We start from the raw sequence: 18,804 nt of genomic DNA, 5'->3' as shown, positions 1-18,804 counted from the left end.
GTTAATTGATCGGCGCCATGATATAGTATTCTCGTTAAGGTTGTCGATAACGCCAGAAGCGGAATCTCGGCCATGAGGCCAAAATCAATAATGTCGGTGTTGTGGTGAGGTGCGAAGCCGCCATTGCCGATGGCGCAGGCAGGCTGGCTCCGGAGTTTGCGGATCGGTTTTCATGAGTCTCGCCCTGGCAGGATGGAGATTGTGCGGGCCGGCCTTGGCGCCCCTGCTCGAGCGCATCGATTACCCGAATGACCAGACGCGCAAAGCTGAAAAACGCGGCGTTCCCGGTTTGCAGCGCCCGGTCGGTCGCGTCATCTGGTTTCACGGCGTCAGCGCGGGCGAAATCCGGGCCTTGCAAACGCTTTGCGACCGGGTGGAACGGATATTGCGTTCGCGATCCGGAGATCCCGTGACCATTCTGCTTACGACCCGGACGATTTCCGGCGCCCAGATGGTCGCATCTTTCGCAGGCGCTGGCGTAATTCACCAATACGCGCCGGTCGACGTCGACGCCTGTGTGGAGCGATTTCTCGACTACTGGGACCCGGACCTCGCTGTCTTTGCCGAAAACGAGATCTGGCCGGCGACCAAGCTGGCGCTTCGCCGTCGCGGCGTTCCAATCGCCATCGTCAACGCCGCGCTGGACCCGCGATCTTCCCGCGTCTGGCGAACATTCGGAACATCGGCCAGGCCGGTCTTCGAAGCCATCGACCTCGTGGTGGTCAGGCATTCGGACGAAGCGGCCGCCTTCCGGCGGCTCGGCGTGCGCAATGTTCTGGCAGGCGCAGAGCTCAAGGTCGACGCGCCGGACCTGCCTGCCGATCCGGACGAGTTGGCGCGACTGAAAAAGATCATCGGCGATCGCCCGGTCTGGCTGGCGGCTTCCGTCCATCCCGGCGAAGAGATCGCCATCGCCCGAACCCATCAATATCTTCTTGGCTGGCATCCAGATCTGCTGACGATTGTCGCGCCGCGTCGTCTGGATGAAAGCCGGCGGATGATCGGCAAAATCGAGAAACTGACCGGTCATTCTCTTTGTGTGCGTTCGGTGTCGGGGCCGCCCGGCAAGGGCGCGAGCATCTATTTTGCCGACACCTTCGGTGAACTCGGGCTGTTCTTCCGGATCGCGCCCATAGTGTTGATGGGCGGCTCATACATCCCGAAAGGCGGGCACAATCCGTATGAGCCGGCCAAGTTCGGGGCCGCCCTCCTGCACGGTCCGCATGTCAGGAATTTCGAGCGAGCCTATCGCGACTTCGGGCGGGCCGATGCCTGTCTTGAGATTTCGAAGACGTCGGACATCGGGCCGGCAATCGACAAGCTCCTCACGGACAGCGATCATTTGAGACAGATGGGAGAGGCGGCGAAATCCGCCGAAGAGACACTCCGGCAAGCTGTCCGGGAGACGACGAATACGATCGCCGATCTACTCGTGGATCTTTCGCTCTCAAAGGCCGCGGGTTCATGACACGATCACCGCAAAAACGTTTCCTCGCGGAACTCCATGACGTGCACCCGTCGATGCCCGTTTCGATCGGTGATATCCTCAAGACATTTCCGGATGTTCCCGAAGGTTTCTGGGCGTGGCTCGTGGTGCCTGACTGGTACGACGAGGAGCCGTTGCAGGAATACCGTTCCTTCGTCAGTCGACTGCAACAATCTCCGGCGGCCAAGGTGCTGCATGGATGGTCGCACCTCAGGGGTCGAAGTCTATGGCACAAGATCCTGTACGATATGGAAGACCGGTCGGAATTCGCTGCATTGAACGCGCAGGAGGCGCAAGAGCGCATAGAGCGGGGAAGGGCGCTGCTCAGCACCGCTATGGGCGTGAGGCCCGACTGGTTTTGCGCTCCGCGCTGGACGCTCGGCAAGGCGGCGCGCCGCGGGCTCGCCGCGTCGAACCTGCCGGGCGTGATGGGATTGCGCGACCTGACCTGGAAAGGCCAGGGCATGTCTGCGCCCGTGCTCAATTTCGATGTCGGCGGGCGACTTGCGCTTCGCCGGCTAAATCATCGAGGCCTTCAGCGCAGGCTCTCGCAGATGCTGGGGGATCACAGTCTTGTGCGGTTTGTCGTTCACCCGATCGATCTGACATTCCCCGAGACCCGTGACGTCATGCTGAAGGTGTTCAGCCGACTGATCGACGAGGGATGGGCGCCAATCTCGCTCGACGAGATCGAGAAGATGATTGTCGGTCGCAATACTTTGCCGCAGTCGGGCCGGTAAGGTGTCGGGGAGCAGCGCCGGGATGTCGAAATCCTTGCAAAATCGCCGGTCGTTGCGATTGCCAATGATCGGATATCTGCTTGCGAACCTGTTCGAGGCGCTCGGCGCGTCCTTTCTCCAGCTCTCGCTTCTGTGGTGGGTTCTTGAAGTAGCTGACGCCGGTCATCTCGTCGGCGTGCTCGCGGCATGTGTGATTGTTCCAAAATATGCAGGCGCGTTGATCACGGGGTTGGTCGTATCTCGCTTCGGGGCGCGCCGCACCTTGGCGCTGTCGATGTTCGGGGCGTCCGTCGGTTCCATCATCCTGTTTCTGTTGCTTGTTTCCGGCGCCTTGAACAGCGTCGCCCTGATTGTGTGTTGCCTGTTCACCTACGGATTGATTGCGCCGTCCATTGGAGCGGCCAGTTCCCGCGCCGCCGTGATCGCCAGAGCCGCCCGGGTCAGATTGTCCTCCATGGCGGCGGTGAGCAGCGTGCTCATGCTGTCGAGCTATATTATCGGCCTTGCTGGTGCTTCAGCGGTGATCGAACTCCTGTCTCTTTCAGGCAGCGTAGCAGTGGGAAGCCTCTTCATCGTTCTTTCATTCCTCACCATTGCGATGACATTCCCGCGGGACGGCACACCAGTAAAGGGCAAAGCCGAATGGCCGAACTGGGTCGCCTCCACGCACAAGTCAGTCGCTGAACTCCATCGGCTCAAGGTCGCTGGCGCAATGCTCATCGCCGCCGCCCTGATAGCCGGCGCCCAGGACGCCATGGTTCAAGTCGCCATGCCGCTTGCGGCCTCGGCGTCCGGCGCGTCGCCCATGGCCCTGTCGGCTGCGTTGAGCCTTTGTGCTGTCGGGACAGTTGGCGGCTCGATCGCCTACCGGTTCGTGGAGGGCAACGTCGCCACGGAGCGGATGATTGTGCTCGGCGCCCTGGCGACGCTGGCGACGTCATCGGCGGCGATGATTCACTCCGGATATGAAACCTTCGTGGGCGCTGCGGTTTTTGCAACCATAGTCAGCAGCCTGCTTCGAACCGGCGTAAGGGTCCAGCTGGAACTCGGGATGCCGGCTCCGCTAAAGGCCCATGCGATCGGTCTCTGGCGCAGTGTTTTGTTCGTTGCGACATTGCTCGGTTATATGTGCATATCCCTCGCTAACGCGATTCCGGGACTGCCGCCGCTTGCAGGAGCTGTTTTTCTGCTGGCGGCGGCAATCCTTGTCGCCCTCTTCCGCCGGTCGCAAATGCGGGTTCCGTTGCGGCGAGGCGTATAGACAGGCGTAAGGCAAAGCGTCTCAAAAGATCGCAAGACCTGCTGCGGCGGTGGCGGCGCCCAGCGTCCAGCCGGCGATGATGTCCGTCGGATAGTGGTGTCGCAAATAAAGTCTCGACCAGCCGACAGCCGCAATGACGGCGAGCGCCGGAAGCCATGCAGCCTCCGATCCGGCTGAGGCGGCAAGCCAGCCCCATACGGCTGCGCTCAGTTGGGCGTGTGCAGAAGGAAACGCGAATTTCCCTTCTATCGTTTCAACCGGCGTCGACGACTTCGGCGAGGGTCTTGGACGGCGGATCCGCCGCTTCAGAACCCAATTCAGGATCTCCGACGCAAGGACCAGACAAAAGACAGCAAACGCTGCTGGCGGATCAACAAAGGCGAGCCCTGCGGCGAGCCAGAGGTAGCTGAAAGGCTTGCCCAGCTGCGTCAGGACCTTGGCGATGCTGTCAGGTGCGGCCCCGTGCGGGATCGATCGTCCGAAAGAATGGCTGGCCAATTGAATCTGATGATCGAGGTGCTGGAGCCAGGTCAGAAATCCTGGCGCGGTGGGGAGGTCGTCTGATCCTGCGTCGTTCATTTCAGATGGCCTCATCCCGTTTCAGAATCTCGAGCGTCTTCCATAGTAGTTGATGAATTTTCTGATCTCGTCGATCTTCCAGCCCATGATGATATTCGATGCGGCGATATCCCGGTTTTCTACGGCGGAGAGAAGGGTAGTCGGCTTCGTGACGTGGACGTCCCATTGCCAGCACCGCCTGCGAAGCGCCATTCTGAGGTAGATACTGCGGTCGTCCGGTTCGGTGACGGCCGTCTGGACGCCACCAACGCCGATATCGTCGAGTTTATCAAGGAAACGATTGACTAATACTGTCTGGAGGTTCTGGTTCTGTGCGGCTGGGCCGAGATTGATGTGCCATTGCGCCGGGTAGTCATCGGAAGGGAAATCAGGAATTTCCCGCCAGGATCGGGTCAGCACCCAGCGGGCAAACCGGTAGCTCGCCGCTGTGCGATAGCGCCTGCCTGTGATTTGCCATATCAGCGTTCCGACGACGCGCGGCCCGATATGCCGGGACATGTATCTGAAGAACGCCCTGTAATCCGTACTGGCGAGCCAGTATCCGACAACGTCGCCATGGTGTTCGACGACAAGAGAGTGCTCTGGATTCACGTCGGTGTAGTATTTGGTCCAGTAGTCCGCGAATAGCTCACGGTCTTCGAAAAACTCCGAAACGTCGCGGCCAAATGCGTTCTGGCAGCAAATCTCCCGCACCGAAGGCCGATCCTTCGGCTCGTAGCCGCGTACATTCAGCACCGTGCTTCGAATTCTGCTCTGGCGTGAGGGGGAACGGTCAGGGAGCGACCGACGCGCGACAGTCTTTTCAGAAGCGCCATATTCGATTGTCGCGTCTGAGTGATGTAGACGCCGCGATTGATAGACTGCCGGTTGTGACGCCGGTTAAAGTATAGTCCTTCGCCACATTCCCTGAATCCGAGCTTGGCGTTCAGGCCAAGAGTACTGTGGTTGGTTTTGTCGATCACGGCAACTGCTTGAGGCACATTGCAACAGGTCAGGCCGTGATCCAGCGCCAGAATGGCTGAACAGACCATGTATCTGGTTCCCCAGAATTTCCTGAACGCCCGTCCGCCCCAATCGATTTCCCCGCGGCGCTCGCTAAAGCCGATGAAGCCGATAGGTTCGCCGGTTTCCAGGACGTATCCGACCCACCTTGAATGGCCGAGCGTCTTTTGTTCGTGCTGGAAGCGCTCGATTTCCAGGGCGGCCGCGTCCGCGGTTCGCGGTTTTCCGTCGCCTATCAAACGCATGACGTCGGGATCGGCGATGAGCCGGGAATACCATTCAACATCGCTGCTGTGCCATTTTCTGAGTCTGACCAAATCCACAATCGAATCAGAAATGTATTGGAGGTTCAACCGAGCCAATTCAGCATTCACCAAGGCAAGCCTCACAGTCAGGTGAGAAGATGTGAAAATTAATAAACGGCTAAGCAGTAAGACAGTTGCAAAGGTTAACATGTTGGTCAATGCACGGTTGTATAAATTGGAGATATATGGCGATCAAAAAGGGTAAAATTATCTATCATCCAGGACATCATTCGTGAGTATCTACGACAGTAATAGCAATTATTACGTGTATTTCGCGCGTATACGGTCTGTTTGTGAACGCGCTGATCAGGCAGGGCCGGGATTTGCTTCCTTCATCAGGCTCGCAGCGCGCGTATACCCGCCGCCGGCGCCGTCCACGAAATGCACATGGTCATTGCGGGTCACGGAAGGCACGATGCAGGTCATGATCGCTTCCGGCTGTTCGGACAGGCCGTATCGGATGAGGCCGGCTTCGGACGCCTTTTTAAGCAGCGCGGTCAGTTGCGCCTGGGTTTTTGCGTCGCAGTCGATCGTCATCTTGAGGCCGTCGTCGAATTTGCGGAAATCCGCATTGGCGGCGGTTACCTCCACATACTCCTTGGGATCGAAGGCGCCGGCTTTCCAGCCGGTCTTGAAGAAGATCAGCGCGATGAAGGTCGCTGCGAGAAGTTTCATCTTGTGGACGGCGAAGGATGTCTTTCCGCGTGTCGCGGCTACCTCCAGATCAAGTCCTTCAGGCGGCCAGCGATAGCCGGGGCCACTTTCGGGAACCGGATGTCCGGCGCGCTCCAGACTTTCCTCAACGGCGACGATATTGCGATAGAGGCGGGCCAGTTCCTCGGCGTCCGCGTCTTTCTCGGGCAGCACGAGCAGCGACAGGATATTGCCCTTCTGTGCGCGGACCGGCGTCCACCGGCAGGAAAGCCCCGTCAAGTCCGGGCGCACGCCGGCGGGAGCGGCTTCAAGGCGGAAACTGCCTTCCTTCATCTCACGATCCGCCCACGCCATGCCGCCGCCTGCAAACATCGCATAGTCCACGCCCTTCGAGGCGCGATAGCGGGCGACGGCGACGTCCAGACCGTTGTCCCGGATCGTTGCCACGGGAATGACGGCGCCGCGCATTTCTAGATCAAACTCCTCCCGCGCCCAGCGGATAACCGCGGCAAGCGCCTTCTCTGCGGTGTCTCTGTGATCTCCCGGCAGGGCGAAGGCCGCGCCGTCGCCGCCAAAGATATAAGGAAAGCGTAACGCGCCGGCGGCATTGATCTGCGCGGAAATGACTGCCGCCCCAACTGTGTTGACAACCTTGTAACGACCTCTTTCGATTTCCCCGGTGGAGCCGACGACGTCGGCGACGCCGACGAACCAGTCGTCTGGCAGGGGCGCATAGGTCTTTATCAGGCTCATGGTTTCGAAATCGTCGTGGACCACAAGCCTGTCGTAGAAGGTTTCCATTCCTTCAGAATTTGCTGGGCTTGCGGATTGCGCCATCGATATTCTATCCCGGTTAACAGCTTTGCGACCGCACCGCAGAATGGACGAGCCGTTGCGCTCTGTGCAATCGTCGTTAAACGAGTCGGATTTCCGGTTGGTTCTTCGGTTCGCGGTAAAATCGCAATGACAATCTGTTGATTACGAGACACATTGGCGCCCATGGCGAACAAAACGAAATCATCCAAACGCAAAACCGAAGTGCCAGGCAGCACGGTTTTCCTGTTCGACGGGACGGGTCACGGCACAAGATTGACGCTGGACGAGCTCGACCAGGCCGACACCAGCGCCCCGGGCGCATTCACCTGGGTGCATCTCAATCGCATGAACGAGAAGGCGTTGCAGTGGTTGAGGAAATGCGGGATAGACCTTCACGTTTTCGAAGCGCTGACGGCGGCGGAAACACGCCCGCGCTGCACGCTCCATGAAGACGGCGTCCTCCTCAACCTGCGCGGCATCAATATTAATCCGGGGGAAGAACCGGAAGACATGATCGATATCAGGCTGTGGATTGAGGATAGCGATGTGATCAGCCTTGGCTGGCGGCCGCTCGCCGCCGTTCGCGATCTGATTGAAGCGATCAAAGCCGAAAGGGCGCCGACCTCGCCCGGCGATCTTGTTTCACGGCTGGCGTTGCGGCTAGCCGATCGCATCGATCCGACGGTTTTGGAACTCAACGAACAGATTGACGATATTGAGGAACAGGTTCTCGACGATATCGACGAGGTTTCGAGGCCGCTTCTGGCCGACGTCCGGCGGACGGCCATCGTTCTGCGCCGTTACATGTTTCCCCAGCGAGACGCGCTGTCGACGCTTGAGATCGAGGACATAGAATGGTTGAGCCTGCGGGACCGCAGCCGTATTCGTGAGGCGGCCGAGCGCATGATGCGTCTTGGCGAGGAACTCGACGCAATCCGCGATCGGGCGCAGGTCGTGCACGACCAGGTCATGGACAATCGGGCGGAACGCATGAACCGCCAGATGCTGGTGCTCTCTGTCGTCGCGGCTCTTTTTCTGCCGCTCAGTCTACTGACCGGTCTGTTGGGCATCAATGTCGGCGGCATGCCTGGCCTGAACGACCATTGGGCTTTCGCCGTCGTTTGCGGGATCCTCGTGGTGATGGGTCTTTTCGAGATATGGCTGTTCCGCAAGATCGGCCTGTTCTGAGCAATCATGGAGAGACCGGAATCCGTGTTATAGTCTTGAGATCGGATTCATGAACGGGCGGCTATGCGATGACCAACAGTGAAGAAACACCGGAACGCGACGATCGGATGAAGGCCGCCTTGCTCGATCCGGAGGCGGTTTTCGGCGCGCCGGAAAATGTGCCTGGCCATGCGGATTATTCGAAAGATGAGAAGATCGCGATCCTCCGCCAGTGGGAATATGATGCGACCGAGGAGGACGTCGCCCTCGAGGAAGGGATGCCGGGGGACGAGAACGGCATGCTGCGGCGCGTTCTCATTGTGCTCGGCGAGCTTGCCGGTCCGCTGGACATGAAGCGGGTCTCGCCTACCAAGCAGCACGGCCTGAGAAGCACAAAGAACGGCGACTCGGATTAGGCTTGGGATCTTACCGGTCTGAGAGGGCCAGCCGCAGTCCCAGCAGTCCGAAGGAGGCCGCGAAGGAGCGTCTCAGCCACAGCATCACCCGCGGGCGGGCGATGACATAGTCTCGCGCAAGCGAAGCGCAGGCGCCGTAGCAGACAAAGATCACGAATGTCAGCGCCATGAAGATCAGCGCCAGCCACAAAAGCACAGGCGTCGGATGAAGCGTTCCTGCCGGAATGAACTGCGGCAGGAAGGCGAGAAAGAACAGCGACAGCTTCGGGTTCAACACGTTCAGCAGGACGCCGTTGCGAATGATGCGCACGGCCGGAATCTGCTGGCGATCGGCCGAGACCTGCAGCGCGCCGCCCTCGCGCACGATGTTCCACGCCATGTAGAACAGATAGATGACGCCGAGATATTTGACGACCTGAAAAGCCAGCGCGCTGGCGTGAAGGATGGCGGCAAGGCCCACAATACTCGCCAGCATGTGCGGCACGATCCCCAGCGTGCAACCGAAGGCCGCGATCACGCTCGGCCGGAACCCGCGGCCAAGGCCGATGGCGAGCGTATAGAGGACGCCTGTGCCGGGCAGCAGGACGACGACAAGGGATGTGATAAAATATTCGATGCTCACGGCGCAGCGGCTCCTTCAGATGCCCTGGAAGTGATGTCTTATCAGCAAATCGCTACCGGCAAAAGGTCTGTCATCGGGGTCCGGGCCGTGACCGATATGCCAGGTGGCGGGCCAGTGGATTTTCTCCAGGCCCCAGGGCGAGCGGTGTTCGAGCGACGACCATGCGTCGTCGTCGCTCCGCCTCCAGATGAGCCCGCCCGGACCCATGCCGCCATGAAGCGCCAGCTGCAGGTCGAAAGGGCGTCCCGGATCAAGCTCCGGTCCGAACCAGTAATGCGGACTGTTGTTGGGATAGGGTTGCAGAATGACCGTCAGTTTCTGGCATGCGCCGGTGAGCCCGATCCAGACCGGTTCTGTTCCCGTCGTTGCATCCAGCGCCGCAAGCAATGTCTGTTTCGGTCCGCCGATCTCCGCGGCGCGTCCGCGGAAACGAAAGCTCAGGATCGCAGGCGTTTTGGCGGCTGCGTCCTGATATCCCTGCAGCGGCGCGGCCATCTCGCCTTTCGACAGGATCATCCACTCGTCAGACGGCGGATGCCGCAGCGGCCAGGCGAGCCTTTCGCGAACCGCGCCTTCATCATCGATCACCTGGTATCGCAATCCGTCCTCGTCGAGCGCAGCCTGCACGCAGTGCAGGTATTCGATGCCTTTTGGCATTCTCTCGGCCGTTCCGGCGCCGGCGGTCAGGATCTGCAGGACGCCGTCATGAGCCTGCGCGTCGAACAACAGCAAATGGCTGCACAGATAGGCGAAGACATCGTGCCGCTTCAGAGTGTTCCGGAACGCGTCGACATAATCGTCGCCGATGGTGCGCTGATAAGGGCCTTCATAGCCGTTGGCGGGAAAGGCGGGGTGATGGCCGACGACGAGTTTCCAGCGCGCGTCGTCATTTGCCGCGAGCGTTGCGTCGAGCCAGTCCGTTTCCACGTGGCCTTCGCCGCCCATCGCCTGCGACAGCGTGTGGACGAAGACGATCAGAAGATCGTCGCGCCGTATGAAATAGCTGAGGCCTTCCTGACCGGCGGCGCCGTTGCGCGGCAGGTGAGACAGCACGTCGGCGAAGACCCGTTCGCTCATTATGCTGTAGGTCGTGTGGTTTCCGGTCGCATGATAGACGGGTATGTCAGGATCGAGCCAGGCCATTTCCGTGCCGAGGAAATAGGCCCATTGCCGCCGCAACTCCGCCTCGTCGTTCGTCAGTCCCATCACCTCGTCGCCGGGATAGATGATGAAGTCCGGCTTTGGGGCAAGGCGCGACACGACGCGGTTGACCCGCGCCAGCGTCTGTTCGTGCGGCCCGCCGGGAACGCCTGAGCAACTGTCTCCGTAAAGGACGAACTGGTGTCCGCCTCCTTTCGGAAGCAGCGCCCCGAGCGGCGTGCGATCGCTATCGTCAGGCATTGCCGGTCTCCGGTTGCAGCGTGGCAATGACGCGGCCCATCAGGTCGAGAAATTGCGCCTTCTCCGTTTCTGACAGATCGGCAAGCGCAATGTCATTGATCGATCCCGCGGCGTCAGTCGCCGGCCCCTCAAGCTTTTTCGCCTTCTGCGTCAGCCAGATCTGCTGAGAGCGCGCATCGGCCGGGTTGGGCTTGCGCCGGATCAGGCCGTCGCGTTCCATGCGCGTAAGCGTATTGGCCATTGTCGCCTGTTCAACATGAAGCTTTTGCACCAGAGTTTTCTGGGTCTGGCCGTCTTCGCGCCATAGTTCCAGCATCGTCATGAACTGCGCCGGCGCGATCCCGAGATGGCGAATGGCGTTTTGCAATTCGGATGCGAAAAGCCGCGCAAGATGGTTGGTCAGGTAACCGGCCGATTTGGACTTGTCGAATTCCATATTGTCTCAGCTACTCTTGTATAGCAAGCTATGCAATAATATATAGCATGCTATATTAATGGGGCGTCGCTGATATCGGCGCCAGTCAGGAGAACGAAAATGATGATCAAGAGTACGCCCGCCGCTTATGGCGCAGTGGCCATTGCGCTGCACTGGACTATCGCCCTGTTCATTGTAATCGCGCTTGCTTCGGGCTTCGCCGCCGATCAGATCGGATCGGACGCCTATGCTGCGCTTCGCGTCCACGTCGCCTGCGGTCTTGCCGCCGGCATTCTGACGCTGGTTCGCATCGGTTGGTGGTGGCTGGCCGACAAGAAACCGGATGCGGCGCCGAATACAGAAGGCGTGAAAGGCGTTCTGTCCCGCAGCGTTCACATTCTTCTCGTCATAATCCCGCTCGGCATGCTGGCGAGCGGCGTCGGCATGATGGTTCTGTCCGGGGCGGGTTCGGTGTTGTTCGGTCTGGTCTCGGGTCCGTTGCCCGATTTCGACCGGTTTCTGCCGCGCGGTCCGCACGGCGCCGGCGCTTTCGCGTTGCTGGCGTTGTTGGTCGCCCATGTCGCTGCGGCTCTGTATCACCAGTATGTCCTGCGGGACGACCTGTTCAAACGAATGAGCCTGCGTCGGTCCTGATTGGTCCCGTGAGGTCTTCGTCTACAGCCCGCCGGAGAGTGAATTGCGGCTGTCGAGCGACAGTATGTCGTCGGCGAGCCGGGCGGCGCGTGCGTCGAGCACCGGTTCGGCGAGGCTCATGAATTTTGCCCGTATGCCGGCGGTGTCGGGAAAGGTCTTCGGTTCGCCCGGAGGATCCTCGACCCTGAAGTCGAAACGGCCTTTCGACGTGTCCGCGCTGACCGTCGCGCCGAAAGGATGGTCGAGACCTTCCAGGCTCTCGTCGCGTCGGACGTCGATCCGGTCCGATATGGCGTCGAGCGCGGGATCGCCGATGCGGCGATAGTCGTCCCAGCCGAAGCGCCCCTGGTCGATCATGACGGCGGCCGTGAATGGCATGGAGAACTGTCCGGCCACGATGCTGCGCACCCTCCGCTTTTCCGGCAGGGAATCGGCCGTCAGCGTAATGCCGTTGCGGTGGAGGCCGATCGTGACGTATTCGAAATCCGACGCTTCCAGCGCCTCGGCGTCGCGGAGATGCGCAAGCGCGTCGAGCGCCGCATGGGTGTAGCGGCAACTTGGATAGGGCTTCATGCCGATATGCATGGTCTCCCATACGCTTCCGAGATCGGCCACGGCCTTTTCGGGGTGCGGGTCGTCCGTATAGCCCTTCAGCAATCCGGCGCCGCCTTCGATCGGTTCGGTGGACGCGATGAAACCGTTTTTGGCGAGCGCCGCCGCAAGCACGCCGTTCATGGCTGCTTCGCCGACCTGCCATCGCTTGTTCCAGGCGCCGTTGGCGAGAAACTGCAGCGAACCGGCGGCCTGGCTGCCCGCGACGCCGAAGGCCGTGGCGACGCCCGCGGCGTCGAGGCCGTAGAGCTTGCCGGCAGCAGCCGCCGCGCCAAAGGTTCCGGCGGTCGCCGTCGGGTGAAAACCGCGTGCGTAGTGCGACGTCGGATCGAGCGCGTTGCCGAGCCGGCAGGCGACTTCATAGCCGGCTATGATTGCCGTCAAAACGTCGCGCCCGCTGGCGCCGGTCTGTTCCGCGACCGCAAGCGCGGCCGCAACGACGGGCGACGAAGGGTGGAGAGAGCTCGCCGCGTGGGTGTCGTCGAAATCAAGCGAATGGCCGAGCATACCGTTGACGAGGGCGGCTGCGGGCGGCGCAAGCCGCCAGTCTTGCCCGACGACGGACGCTGCGCCCGGACCGTCGAGTCCGACCGTCGCCAGCGTTGCTTTCAGGGTTGGCGTTGAATCGGCTTCGCTGCCGGCCCGCACAATGGAGCCGGCCAGATCGAGCAGCAAATGCTTTGCTCTTTCGGTGCATTCGCTCGGTAAATCATCGTAGCGAAGGTCGGCCACGAAGGATGCGAGCGGTTCGGTGACGGCGACAGTCATGACTTCAGGCCTCCCATGCGGATCGCTTCCCTTCTGTCTACAGCCAGTTCCGCCTCCGGCCAAGCGCGCAGACCGAAACCGGCCGTTCGACACGTTACAGCAAGAATATCGACGATAGGCTGCCGACCTTTCATGGCGGCAAAAAACTGCGTCAATCAGTCATGAAAATTTGAAGCCGGCTGCAATTTACAAAATTTCTCCGGTGTCGGTTGCAGATATGGAGTCGGCCGTGAAGACCATACTCAAAATGATTGTCGGCGTGGCGTCGGTTGTCGTGCTTACGTCATGCGTGCCGTCGACCTGTAGCGGGCCCGGCGCCCAGCGACAGTTCCTGGAGGCTCGCTATCAGTGCCTCAGGGAAGTCAAGACTATCACGAACTCCTATGGCGGCTACGGGATCTATCGCGGCGGTCTCAACGTCTATAGCGGCCCGTCCTGCGGTGAACTGGCGTCCTGCATAACAAGATGGACGAGAACGGCAGGTTCTCCGTTCCTCCGGACCAGGAGGTCTGGTGTGTGCGCTAGGAGCGTGGATTTTATATGATAGCGCCTGTTGCCTTGCGCCCGCCCGGCTATAGTTGACCGAAAGCCGGTTGCTGGCCGGCGTGAAGCTGGGAGGCGTCAATGTCTGATAATGGTCGTTTGCGAAAGCTGCAGAGCCAGGGAGTCCATCATATAACTCTTGTGGGGGCGGATCGACGAACGTCGATCGATTTCTGGGAAGACGTGCTGGGCATGCCATTTGTCTTCGAACAGCCCAATCTCGACAATCCCGGCGAAAGCCATCTTTATTTCGATCCTGGCGACGGCCGCCTCATCACCGTGTTCACCAACGAGGCTCGCAAGCCCGATCGGGCGCGGACCTCGACGGGGCAGGGCGCCGTGCATCATCTGGCCTTCTCGGTCAGCCAGGCGACCTTCCGCCAGGCTGTTCAGCGGCTCGACGAGCGCGGCGTAAAGCATTCGGGTCCGAAGGATCGCGGGTTCATGGATTCGATCTATTTCGAGGATCCTCTGGGACTTCTGATCGAGCTCGCTTCCTACCGGTTCGAACCGCCGTTCGGCTGCAGCCACGCCGATGTGATGATCGAGGCGCACAGGATCCGCGTCGCGCGCGGCGACTACAACATCGCCGAGGAACATCTGGCTGATGCCATCGAATTGCTGGTCGAGCGGCGTCAGCAATCGCTTTCTGAGGACCGGACGGCGAAAAAGCCGTATTGAGCCTGCTTCGAGCCGATCCATCTCATCAGTCGGCGGGTCGTCCAGCCGCCGGCGCGCCGCATCGCGAAAAGAGGAACACGATGGCGAGCCATGGCTGTGTAAGATTGACCAACCGGGATGCGAAAGAGCATGCTCATATGGTCAGTCAAGGCGTGAGCGTCCATTTTGAATAGGCTGATGAAGAGACTGTCATTTCTTGCGGCTGGAAAGCCACCAGGCGCCGAGAACCAGATAGGCGAACAGCAACTGGTTGGTCGATAGACCCTTTCGGGATCCGTCGCTCCTGCTTCCCGCGGCCGGTGGCGCCTCGAACTGCTGATGCGAAGGCGTCGTGCCGTTCGCCGACACGCCGATGGTATCCGCAACGACCGCGCCTCGTTCGCCCATCGGCTGCTCGGCGCCCGTCGTTGAATCGACGAGCGTCTGGTGCTCGACCTCGGCGTTAAGCTCTGCGCCGACCAGCAGCACGATGGTCGAAATCCATATCCAGGTCATGAAGCCGATGATGGCGCCGAGCGAACCGTAGGTGGCGTCGTAGGAGCCGAAATTGGCGACATAGAACGAGAACGCAAGGGACACGGTCGTGATCCCGATCATGGATACGATCGTTCCCGGAGTAATCCATTTCCATTTGGCGTCCGCGCGGCTCGGTCCCCAGCGGTAGAGCAATGAAATGGAGATCGACATCAAAACAAGAAGGGCAAGGAGCCCGGCGATGCGGATCGCCAGGTCTGCGCCCCTCTGCAGACCCAGATATTCAAGTCCCAGCGGCAGCAGGCCAAGCAGGCCTATGGAGGCGATCAACCCGGCGACGAGACCGAATGTGAAGGTCATCGACGTCAACGTGTATTTGATGAAACTTCTGCTTTCCGTTTCGTCGTAGGCGACGTTCACCCCGTCGAAAAGCGCTTTCATGCCGGAATTGGTGCTCCACAGCGCCAGTCCGACGGAGGCCACAAAGGCGAAACTCAAAGCCGATTCATTATGGGAAGTCAGTCGGTTGAGTTGTTCGTCGATGATGTCCAGCGCCGCGTTTGGCGCGACGCCGTTGAAGAACGAGGTGAACTCGCGAAGCGATTGCGGATCCGAGAAAAGACTGAATATCGAAACCAGCGCCGTCAGCGCCGGAACGAGGGCGAGCAGCAGGTAGAAGGTGATCCCCGCTGCGATAAGCATCAGGCGGTCTTCGAACAACTCGCTGTAAACGCGCAAAAGTATGTCTTTCCATCCTCTCGCCGGTATGACGCCGGGCGATGAAGCCGTACGGCCACGTGGAGGATGACTTGCCTCTGTCGATGAGGAATTCATGGGTGATTTTCTTCAAAAGGTGGTTGCGGCGCTCTATCTCAATGCGCCGCGGTCGATTCGGTTCCATCGCACATTGCAGCAGGAATGGATTCGCGATCGTGTCTCACTGGAACAGCTTGCTGCGGCGTCTAGATCGGCGCGTCCAATCAATCATTGGGGATAGTGGTGCCGCTTGTCAGACTCGAACTGACGACCTCCGCATTACGAATGCGATGCTCTACCAACTGAGCTAAAGCGGCCCGTCGCCGCGACGATGAACGGCGAGACGAATGCACGGAACAATGGTCCCCTGCAACGCGGCGCTGCTTAACCCCATTCATCGGCGAATTCAAGCCAAAAGCGTCGTGCGCGCAATCAAACCGCCTGTCGCGCGTCCGCGGATGCGCTGTCCAGCGCAAGCGACCGTCGCGCGTCGAGATACTCGGCCTCCAGCCGGTCGACGAGATCGGCGACCGACTGAACCGACTTGATCGCGCCCACGCCCTGTCCCGACCCCCAGATGTCGCGCCAGGCCTTGGCGCCCTGCGATTGATCGAAATTCATTTTCGTGACGTCGGCTTCCGGCAGATTGTCCGGATCGAGCCCGGCTGCGATGATCGACGGTTTAAGATAATTGCCGAGCACGCCGGTGAAATAGTTGCTGTAGACAATGTCCGTGGCGTTGCTTTCGACAATCATCTGCTTGTAGGCGTCGACGGCGCGGGCTTCGTTGGTTGCGATGAAGGCGGAGCCCATATAGGCGAGATCCGCGCCCATCGCCTGCGCCGCCAGAATCGACCGGCCGTTGGCGATGGCGCCTGACAGCAGTAGCGGGCCGTCGAACCATTCGCGGATTTCCTGCACCAGCGCAAAGGGAGACAGCGCTCCGGCGTGGCCGCCTGCGCCGGCGGCGACCGCGATCAGGCCGTCAGCGCCCTTGTTGATCGCCGAATGGGCGTGCCGGTTGTTGATGATGTCGTGGAGCACAATCCCGCCATAGGCGTGCACGGCCTGATTGACCTCGGGCGCCGCGCCCAGCGAGGAGATTACGATCGGAACCTTGTATTTCTCGCATAGCCCGAGATCATGTTCGAGCCGCTTGTTCGAACGGTGAACGATCTGGTTGACGGCGAACGGCGCAGCCTTCCTGTTCGGATGCCTGGCGTCGTGATCGGCAAGCCCTTCAGTGATCTCCGCCAGCCATTCATCGAGTTGGGCTTCAGGGCGCGCATTGAGCGCCGGGAAGGAACCAACCACGCCCGCTTTGCATTGTGCTAAGGTCAGGGGCGGATGAGAGATGATGAACAGCGGCGCGCCGACGACCGGCAGACGCAGGTTTTTGAGGAGTTCGGGAAGGGCCATGGGAAACGATTCCAAACTTTGACGTTTTCGTAAACGTCAATGCAAATATCAGAACGCGTATTGGCTGAAAAGGCCGAAGCGGGTCTTGCGAAATGGAATCGCTTGTGTCTTTGACCACATTTGTATTGGAAAAACCCCTCTACTTGTGTCATTTGGCAGGTGCCCGTTTGGCGACAGGGCCAAAAGGACGTTTGGGACGTCAGAGACTGGAGTGAATTTGTGAAGGGACTGGAAACGGCGATCGTCAAGGCTTTGAAAGAGGCCGGACAGGCGGATGCCCAGACCCGCGCCAAAATCTACCAGTCGGCGCGCGACGCGCTTGGCCGGGCAATCTCCAAACAACAGCTCGACGGCTCCGATGCGGCCATAGAACAGCATCGTAAACTCGAAAAGATCATCAACTCCGTCGAGGCCGAGTACCAGAAGGCGCAGATGCGCAAGCACGAGCCTGAACCCGAGCCGGACATCTTCGATCTTGAGCCTGAAGAATTGCTGATGCCGGAGACGGTTCTCGATCCCGATGATCTTGTCCTGCCGGAGGAAAGAGAGCCGCGCAGATCGCGTCCCGCATCGCGTGACGACGATCTGATGGAGCCGGCGCCTTTCACAACAGTTGATCTGGATTTCGACCGTCCCGAGCCGAAGCCGCGAAGCGAGGCGCCTGCAGCGCGAGGCGGGCGCGCCGAGCAGGATATGCGGGCCGAACCGGAGCTTCGCGCCGATCGGGACGCGCGCAGTCGCGCAGAAGCGCCTGCGCCGCAGGCCCCTCGTCCCGACCGACCGAACCGGCGACGCGAAAGCGAAGCCCCTCCGCGCCGCAACGCTGACGGCCCGGCCCGGCGTCCGCGCGCGCCGGTTCGCAAAGAAACACAAGACCCTGAATTTGAGGACGTCTTCGTCCAGAACGAACGCCAGACGCCGCGCAGAAGCAGCGGCGCCCAGCCGCAGTCGGTGCGCCCCGACTGGCCGGAATATGACGACATCGACTGGCAGGATCCAGGCGATCGCCGTCAGAAAGGGCCTCGCAGGCCGAAGACGCCGGCGGCCGAAGAGCCGCAATGGGAAGGGCTGGACGCGGCGCCGGAACCGGTGTTGCGGCATGACCAGCAGGACTGGGATGCCGCAGACGCGCCCAGACCGGTCCATCGCAATGGCAAGCGCCAGCGCAACCGGCCTGATCCGCAAGCCGGGCAAACCGGCCGGCCGCCGCGCGCCAGAAAGCGTATGCGCCAGGATCCGCCTCCGCCGCGTGCGTCCGGACATCAGCCGAACAGGCCGGTGCGATGGGAGGAACCGGAGGTCGACGCCGGTCGTGGGGGGCGTCGTTCAGCGGGCCGCAACGGCAAGAAACGCAGATTCCCGATTTTTTCGCTTGTTCTCGTTCTGGCGCTGGCCGTGGCCTTCGTCGGCATCGGCGTCTGGTGGTTCATCGTCGGCGGGCTTGGCCTGTCGAGCGAGGAGCGCGACATGAGCGTTCCAAATCCGCCAGCGCAGGTTGAAAGCGAGGATTTCGCGGGCTCGCCGAGGCCCCAGGGTCGTTTCTCGGATGACTGGGTGCGGGTCTTCTCGCCGGATGACATCACGAATGTGTCGGCGAATGACGACGCTTCCGTCGAATTGCTTGACGAGGGCAGCCGGGCCGCCCTGCAGATCACTTCCGCCAATGCGGACGAAGCGGGCGAAGTGAGTTTCGAACTGGGTCCCGGCGTGCTTCAGATGATGCAGGATCGGGAATCGCTCGTCGCCATTACCCTGCGCTCCGCCAGCGAGGAACCCACGCAGATTTATATTCGCTGCGATTTTCCCGGTCTTGGCGATTGCGGGCGTCGTCGTTTCGACGTGGCCTACGAGCTCAACGACATCATATTCAATGTCGATCTGCGCGGCGCCGCCGCCACCGGGTTGCCGGGCTACATCTACATCAATCCGGACGTCACGGGCGCCTCCAGGAGCATCGACATTTACGGTATCCGCATCCGGCCGGAATAATATCCTTGGTTGAAACGCCCGTTCGGCGGCGGCGCGCCGCCGGC

General features: G+C 60.6%; 19 protein-coding genes and 1 tRNA gene. 9 read left to right on the top strand and 11 right to left on the bottom strand.

The window, feature by feature from the left end:
• Positions 1–172 precede the first annotated feature (172 nt).
• From K1W69_RS11250 to K1W69_RS11240, 3 genes are all read left to right on the top strand, one after another.
• On the top strand, positions 173–1,468 hold the full coding sequence (locus tag K1W69_RS11250) for a 3-deoxy-D-manno-octulosonic acid transferase (protein ID WP_220228447.1): 1,296 nt from the start codon (positions 173–175) through the stop codon (positions 1,466–1,468).
• Positions 1,465–2,226, top strand: coding sequence for a DUF2334 domain-containing protein (locus K1W69_RS11245; RefSeq protein WP_220228446.1), 762 nt, complete (start codon positions 1,465–1,467; stop codon positions 2,224–2,226). The genes K1W69_RS11250 and K1W69_RS11245 overlap by 4 nt, the downstream gene beginning before the upstream one ends.
• Positions 2,227–2,290: 64 nt before the next feature.
• Positions 2,291–3,487 (top strand): MFS transporter, encoded by a 1,197-nt coding sequence (locus K1W69_RS11240; protein ID WP_220228445.1) that lies wholly within the window; start codon positions 2,291–2,293, stop codon positions 3,485–3,487.
• A 21-nt stretch (positions 3,488–3,508) separates the two neighbouring features.
• Here K1W69_RS11240 and K1W69_RS11235 read toward each other — a convergent pair whose 3' ends face one another.
• The 4 genes from K1W69_RS11235 to K1W69_RS11220 all read right to left on the bottom strand — a co-directional run bounded on the left by K1W69_RS11235 (position 3,509) and on the right by K1W69_RS11220 (position 6,828).
• Entirely contained in the window at positions 3,509–4,066 is a 558-nt protein-coding gene (locus K1W69_RS11235) for a phosphatase PAP2 family protein (RefSeq protein WP_220228444.1), read from the bottom strand.
• Positions 4,067–4,087: 21 nt separating this feature from the next.
• On the bottom strand, positions 4,088–4,801 hold the full coding sequence (locus K1W69_RS11230; RefSeq protein ID WP_220228443.1) for a hypothetical protein: 714 nt from the start codon (positions 4,799–4,801) through the stop codon (positions 4,088–4,090).
• A complete protein-coding gene (locus K1W69_RS11225; protein WP_220228442.1) occupies positions 4,795–5,523 on the bottom strand; it encodes a GNAT family N-acetyltransferase in 729 nt (242 codons plus the stop codon). Before K1W69_RS11225 ends, K1W69_RS11230 begins: the two co-directional genes overlap by 7 nt.
• Before the next feature lie 156 nt (positions 5,524–5,679).
• Entirely contained in the window at positions 5,680–6,828 is a 1,149-nt protein-coding gene (locus K1W69_RS11220) for a DUF3095 domain-containing protein (RefSeq protein ID WP_220228441.1), read from the bottom strand.
• Positions 6,829–7,026: 198 nt separating this feature from the next.
• On the opposite strand from K1W69_RS11220, the gene K1W69_RS11215 reads away from it, so the two are divergent.
• Entirely contained in the window at positions 7,027–8,031 is a 1,005-nt protein-coding gene (locus K1W69_RS11215) for a zinc transporter ZntB (protein ID WP_220228440.1), read from the top strand.
• Positions 8,032–8,099: 68 nt separating this feature from the next.
• Positions 8,100–8,426 (top strand): hypothetical protein, encoded by a 327-nt coding sequence (locus K1W69_RS11210; protein ID WP_220228439.1) that lies wholly within the window; start codon positions 8,100–8,102, stop codon positions 8,424–8,426.
• Positions 8,427–8,436: 10 nt separating this feature from the next.
• Here the strand turns inward: K1W69_RS11210 and K1W69_RS11205 are convergent, their stop codons facing one another.
• The 3 genes from K1W69_RS11205 to K1W69_RS11195 are packed head-to-tail and all read right to left on the bottom strand — an operon-like array spanning position 8,437 to position 10,885.
• Entirely contained in the window at positions 8,437–9,048 is a 612-nt protein-coding gene (locus K1W69_RS11205; protein WP_220228438.1) for a LysE family translocator, read from the bottom strand.
• Between the two features lie 15 nt (positions 9,049–9,063).
• Positions 9,064–10,449, bottom strand: coding sequence for a metallophosphoesterase family protein (locus tag K1W69_RS11200; protein WP_220228437.1), 1,386 nt, complete (start codon positions 10,447–10,449; stop codon positions 9,064–9,066).
• Positions 10,442–10,885 carry a MarR family winged helix-turn-helix transcriptional regulator gene (locus K1W69_RS11195; protein WP_220228436.1) on the bottom strand — a complete coding sequence of 148 codons (444 nt, stop codon included), beginning with the start codon at positions 10,883–10,885 and terminating at the stop codon, positions 10,442–10,444. The genes K1W69_RS11200 and K1W69_RS11195 overlap by 8 nt, the downstream gene beginning before the upstream one ends.
• 99 nt (positions 10,886–10,984) lie before the next feature.
• Here K1W69_RS11195 and K1W69_RS11190 point away from each other — a divergent pair, with 99 nt between their 5' ends.
• Positions 10,985–11,518, top strand: a complete 534-nt coding sequence (locus tag K1W69_RS11190) for a cytochrome b (RefSeq protein WP_220228435.1) — start codon at positions 10,985–10,987, stop codon at positions 11,516–11,518.
• A 21-nt stretch (positions 11,519–11,539) separates the two neighbouring features.
• On the opposite strand, the gene K1W69_RS11185 is transcribed toward K1W69_RS11190, so the two are convergent.
• The gene (locus K1W69_RS11185; protein ID WP_220228434.1) at positions 11,540–12,898 is read right to left on the bottom strand and encodes an MmgE/PrpD family protein; all 1,359 of its coding nucleotides are present in this window, start codon (positions 12,896–12,898) and stop codon (positions 11,540–11,542) included.
• 642 nt (positions 12,899–13,540) lie between these two features.
• On the opposite strand from K1W69_RS11185, the gene K1W69_RS11180 reads away from it, so the two are divergent.
• Positions 13,541–14,122 (top strand): VOC family protein, encoded by a 582-nt coding sequence (locus K1W69_RS11180; protein WP_220229305.1) that lies wholly within the window; start codon positions 13,541–13,543, stop codon positions 14,120–14,122.
• A complete protein-coding gene (locus K1W69_RS27035; protein WP_258570994.1) occupies positions 14,119–14,295 on the top strand; it encodes a L,D-transpeptidase family protein in 177 nt (58 codons plus the stop codon). The genes K1W69_RS11180 and K1W69_RS27035 overlap by 4 nt, the downstream gene beginning before the upstream one ends.
• Positions 14,296–14,311: 16 nt before the next feature.
• Here K1W69_RS27035 and K1W69_RS11170 read toward each other — a convergent pair whose 3' ends face one another.
• From K1W69_RS11170 to K1W69_RS11160, 3 genes are all read right to left on the bottom strand, one after another.
• Positions 14,312–15,430 carry a YihY/virulence factor BrkB family protein gene (locus K1W69_RS11170; RefSeq protein WP_220228433.1) on the bottom strand — a complete coding sequence of 373 codons (1,119 nt, stop codon included), beginning with the start codon at positions 15,428–15,430 and terminating at the stop codon, positions 14,312–14,314.
• A 163-nt stretch (positions 15,431–15,593) separates the two neighbouring features.
• Positions 15,594–15,669 (bottom strand) — tRNA-Thr (locus K1W69_RS11165).
• Positions 15,670–15,784: 115 nt separating this feature from the next.
• Positions 15,785–16,771 (bottom strand): NAD(P)H-dependent flavin oxidoreductase, encoded by a 987-nt coding sequence (locus K1W69_RS11160; protein WP_220228432.1) that lies wholly within the window; start codon positions 16,769–16,771, stop codon positions 15,785–15,787.
• Positions 16,772–16,990: 219 nt separating this feature from the next.
• Here K1W69_RS11160 and K1W69_RS11155 point away from each other — a divergent pair, with 219 nt between their 5' ends.
• The gene (locus K1W69_RS11155) at positions 16,991–18,760 is read left to right on the top strand and encodes a hypothetical protein (RefSeq protein WP_220228431.1); all 1,770 of its coding nucleotides are present in this window, start codon (positions 16,991–16,993) and stop codon (positions 18,758–18,760) included.
• Positions 18,761–18,804 lie beyond the last annotated feature (44 nt).

It is taken from the genome of Flavimaribacter sediminis (assembly GCF_019492055.1).
Classification (GTDB): Bacteria; Pseudomonadota; Alphaproteobacteria; order Rhizobiales; family Rhizobiaceae; genus Flavimaribacter; species Flavimaribacter sediminis.
Note: the sequence above shows the minus strand (reverse complement) of the source record. Positions and strands in the feature narration are given on the sequence as shown.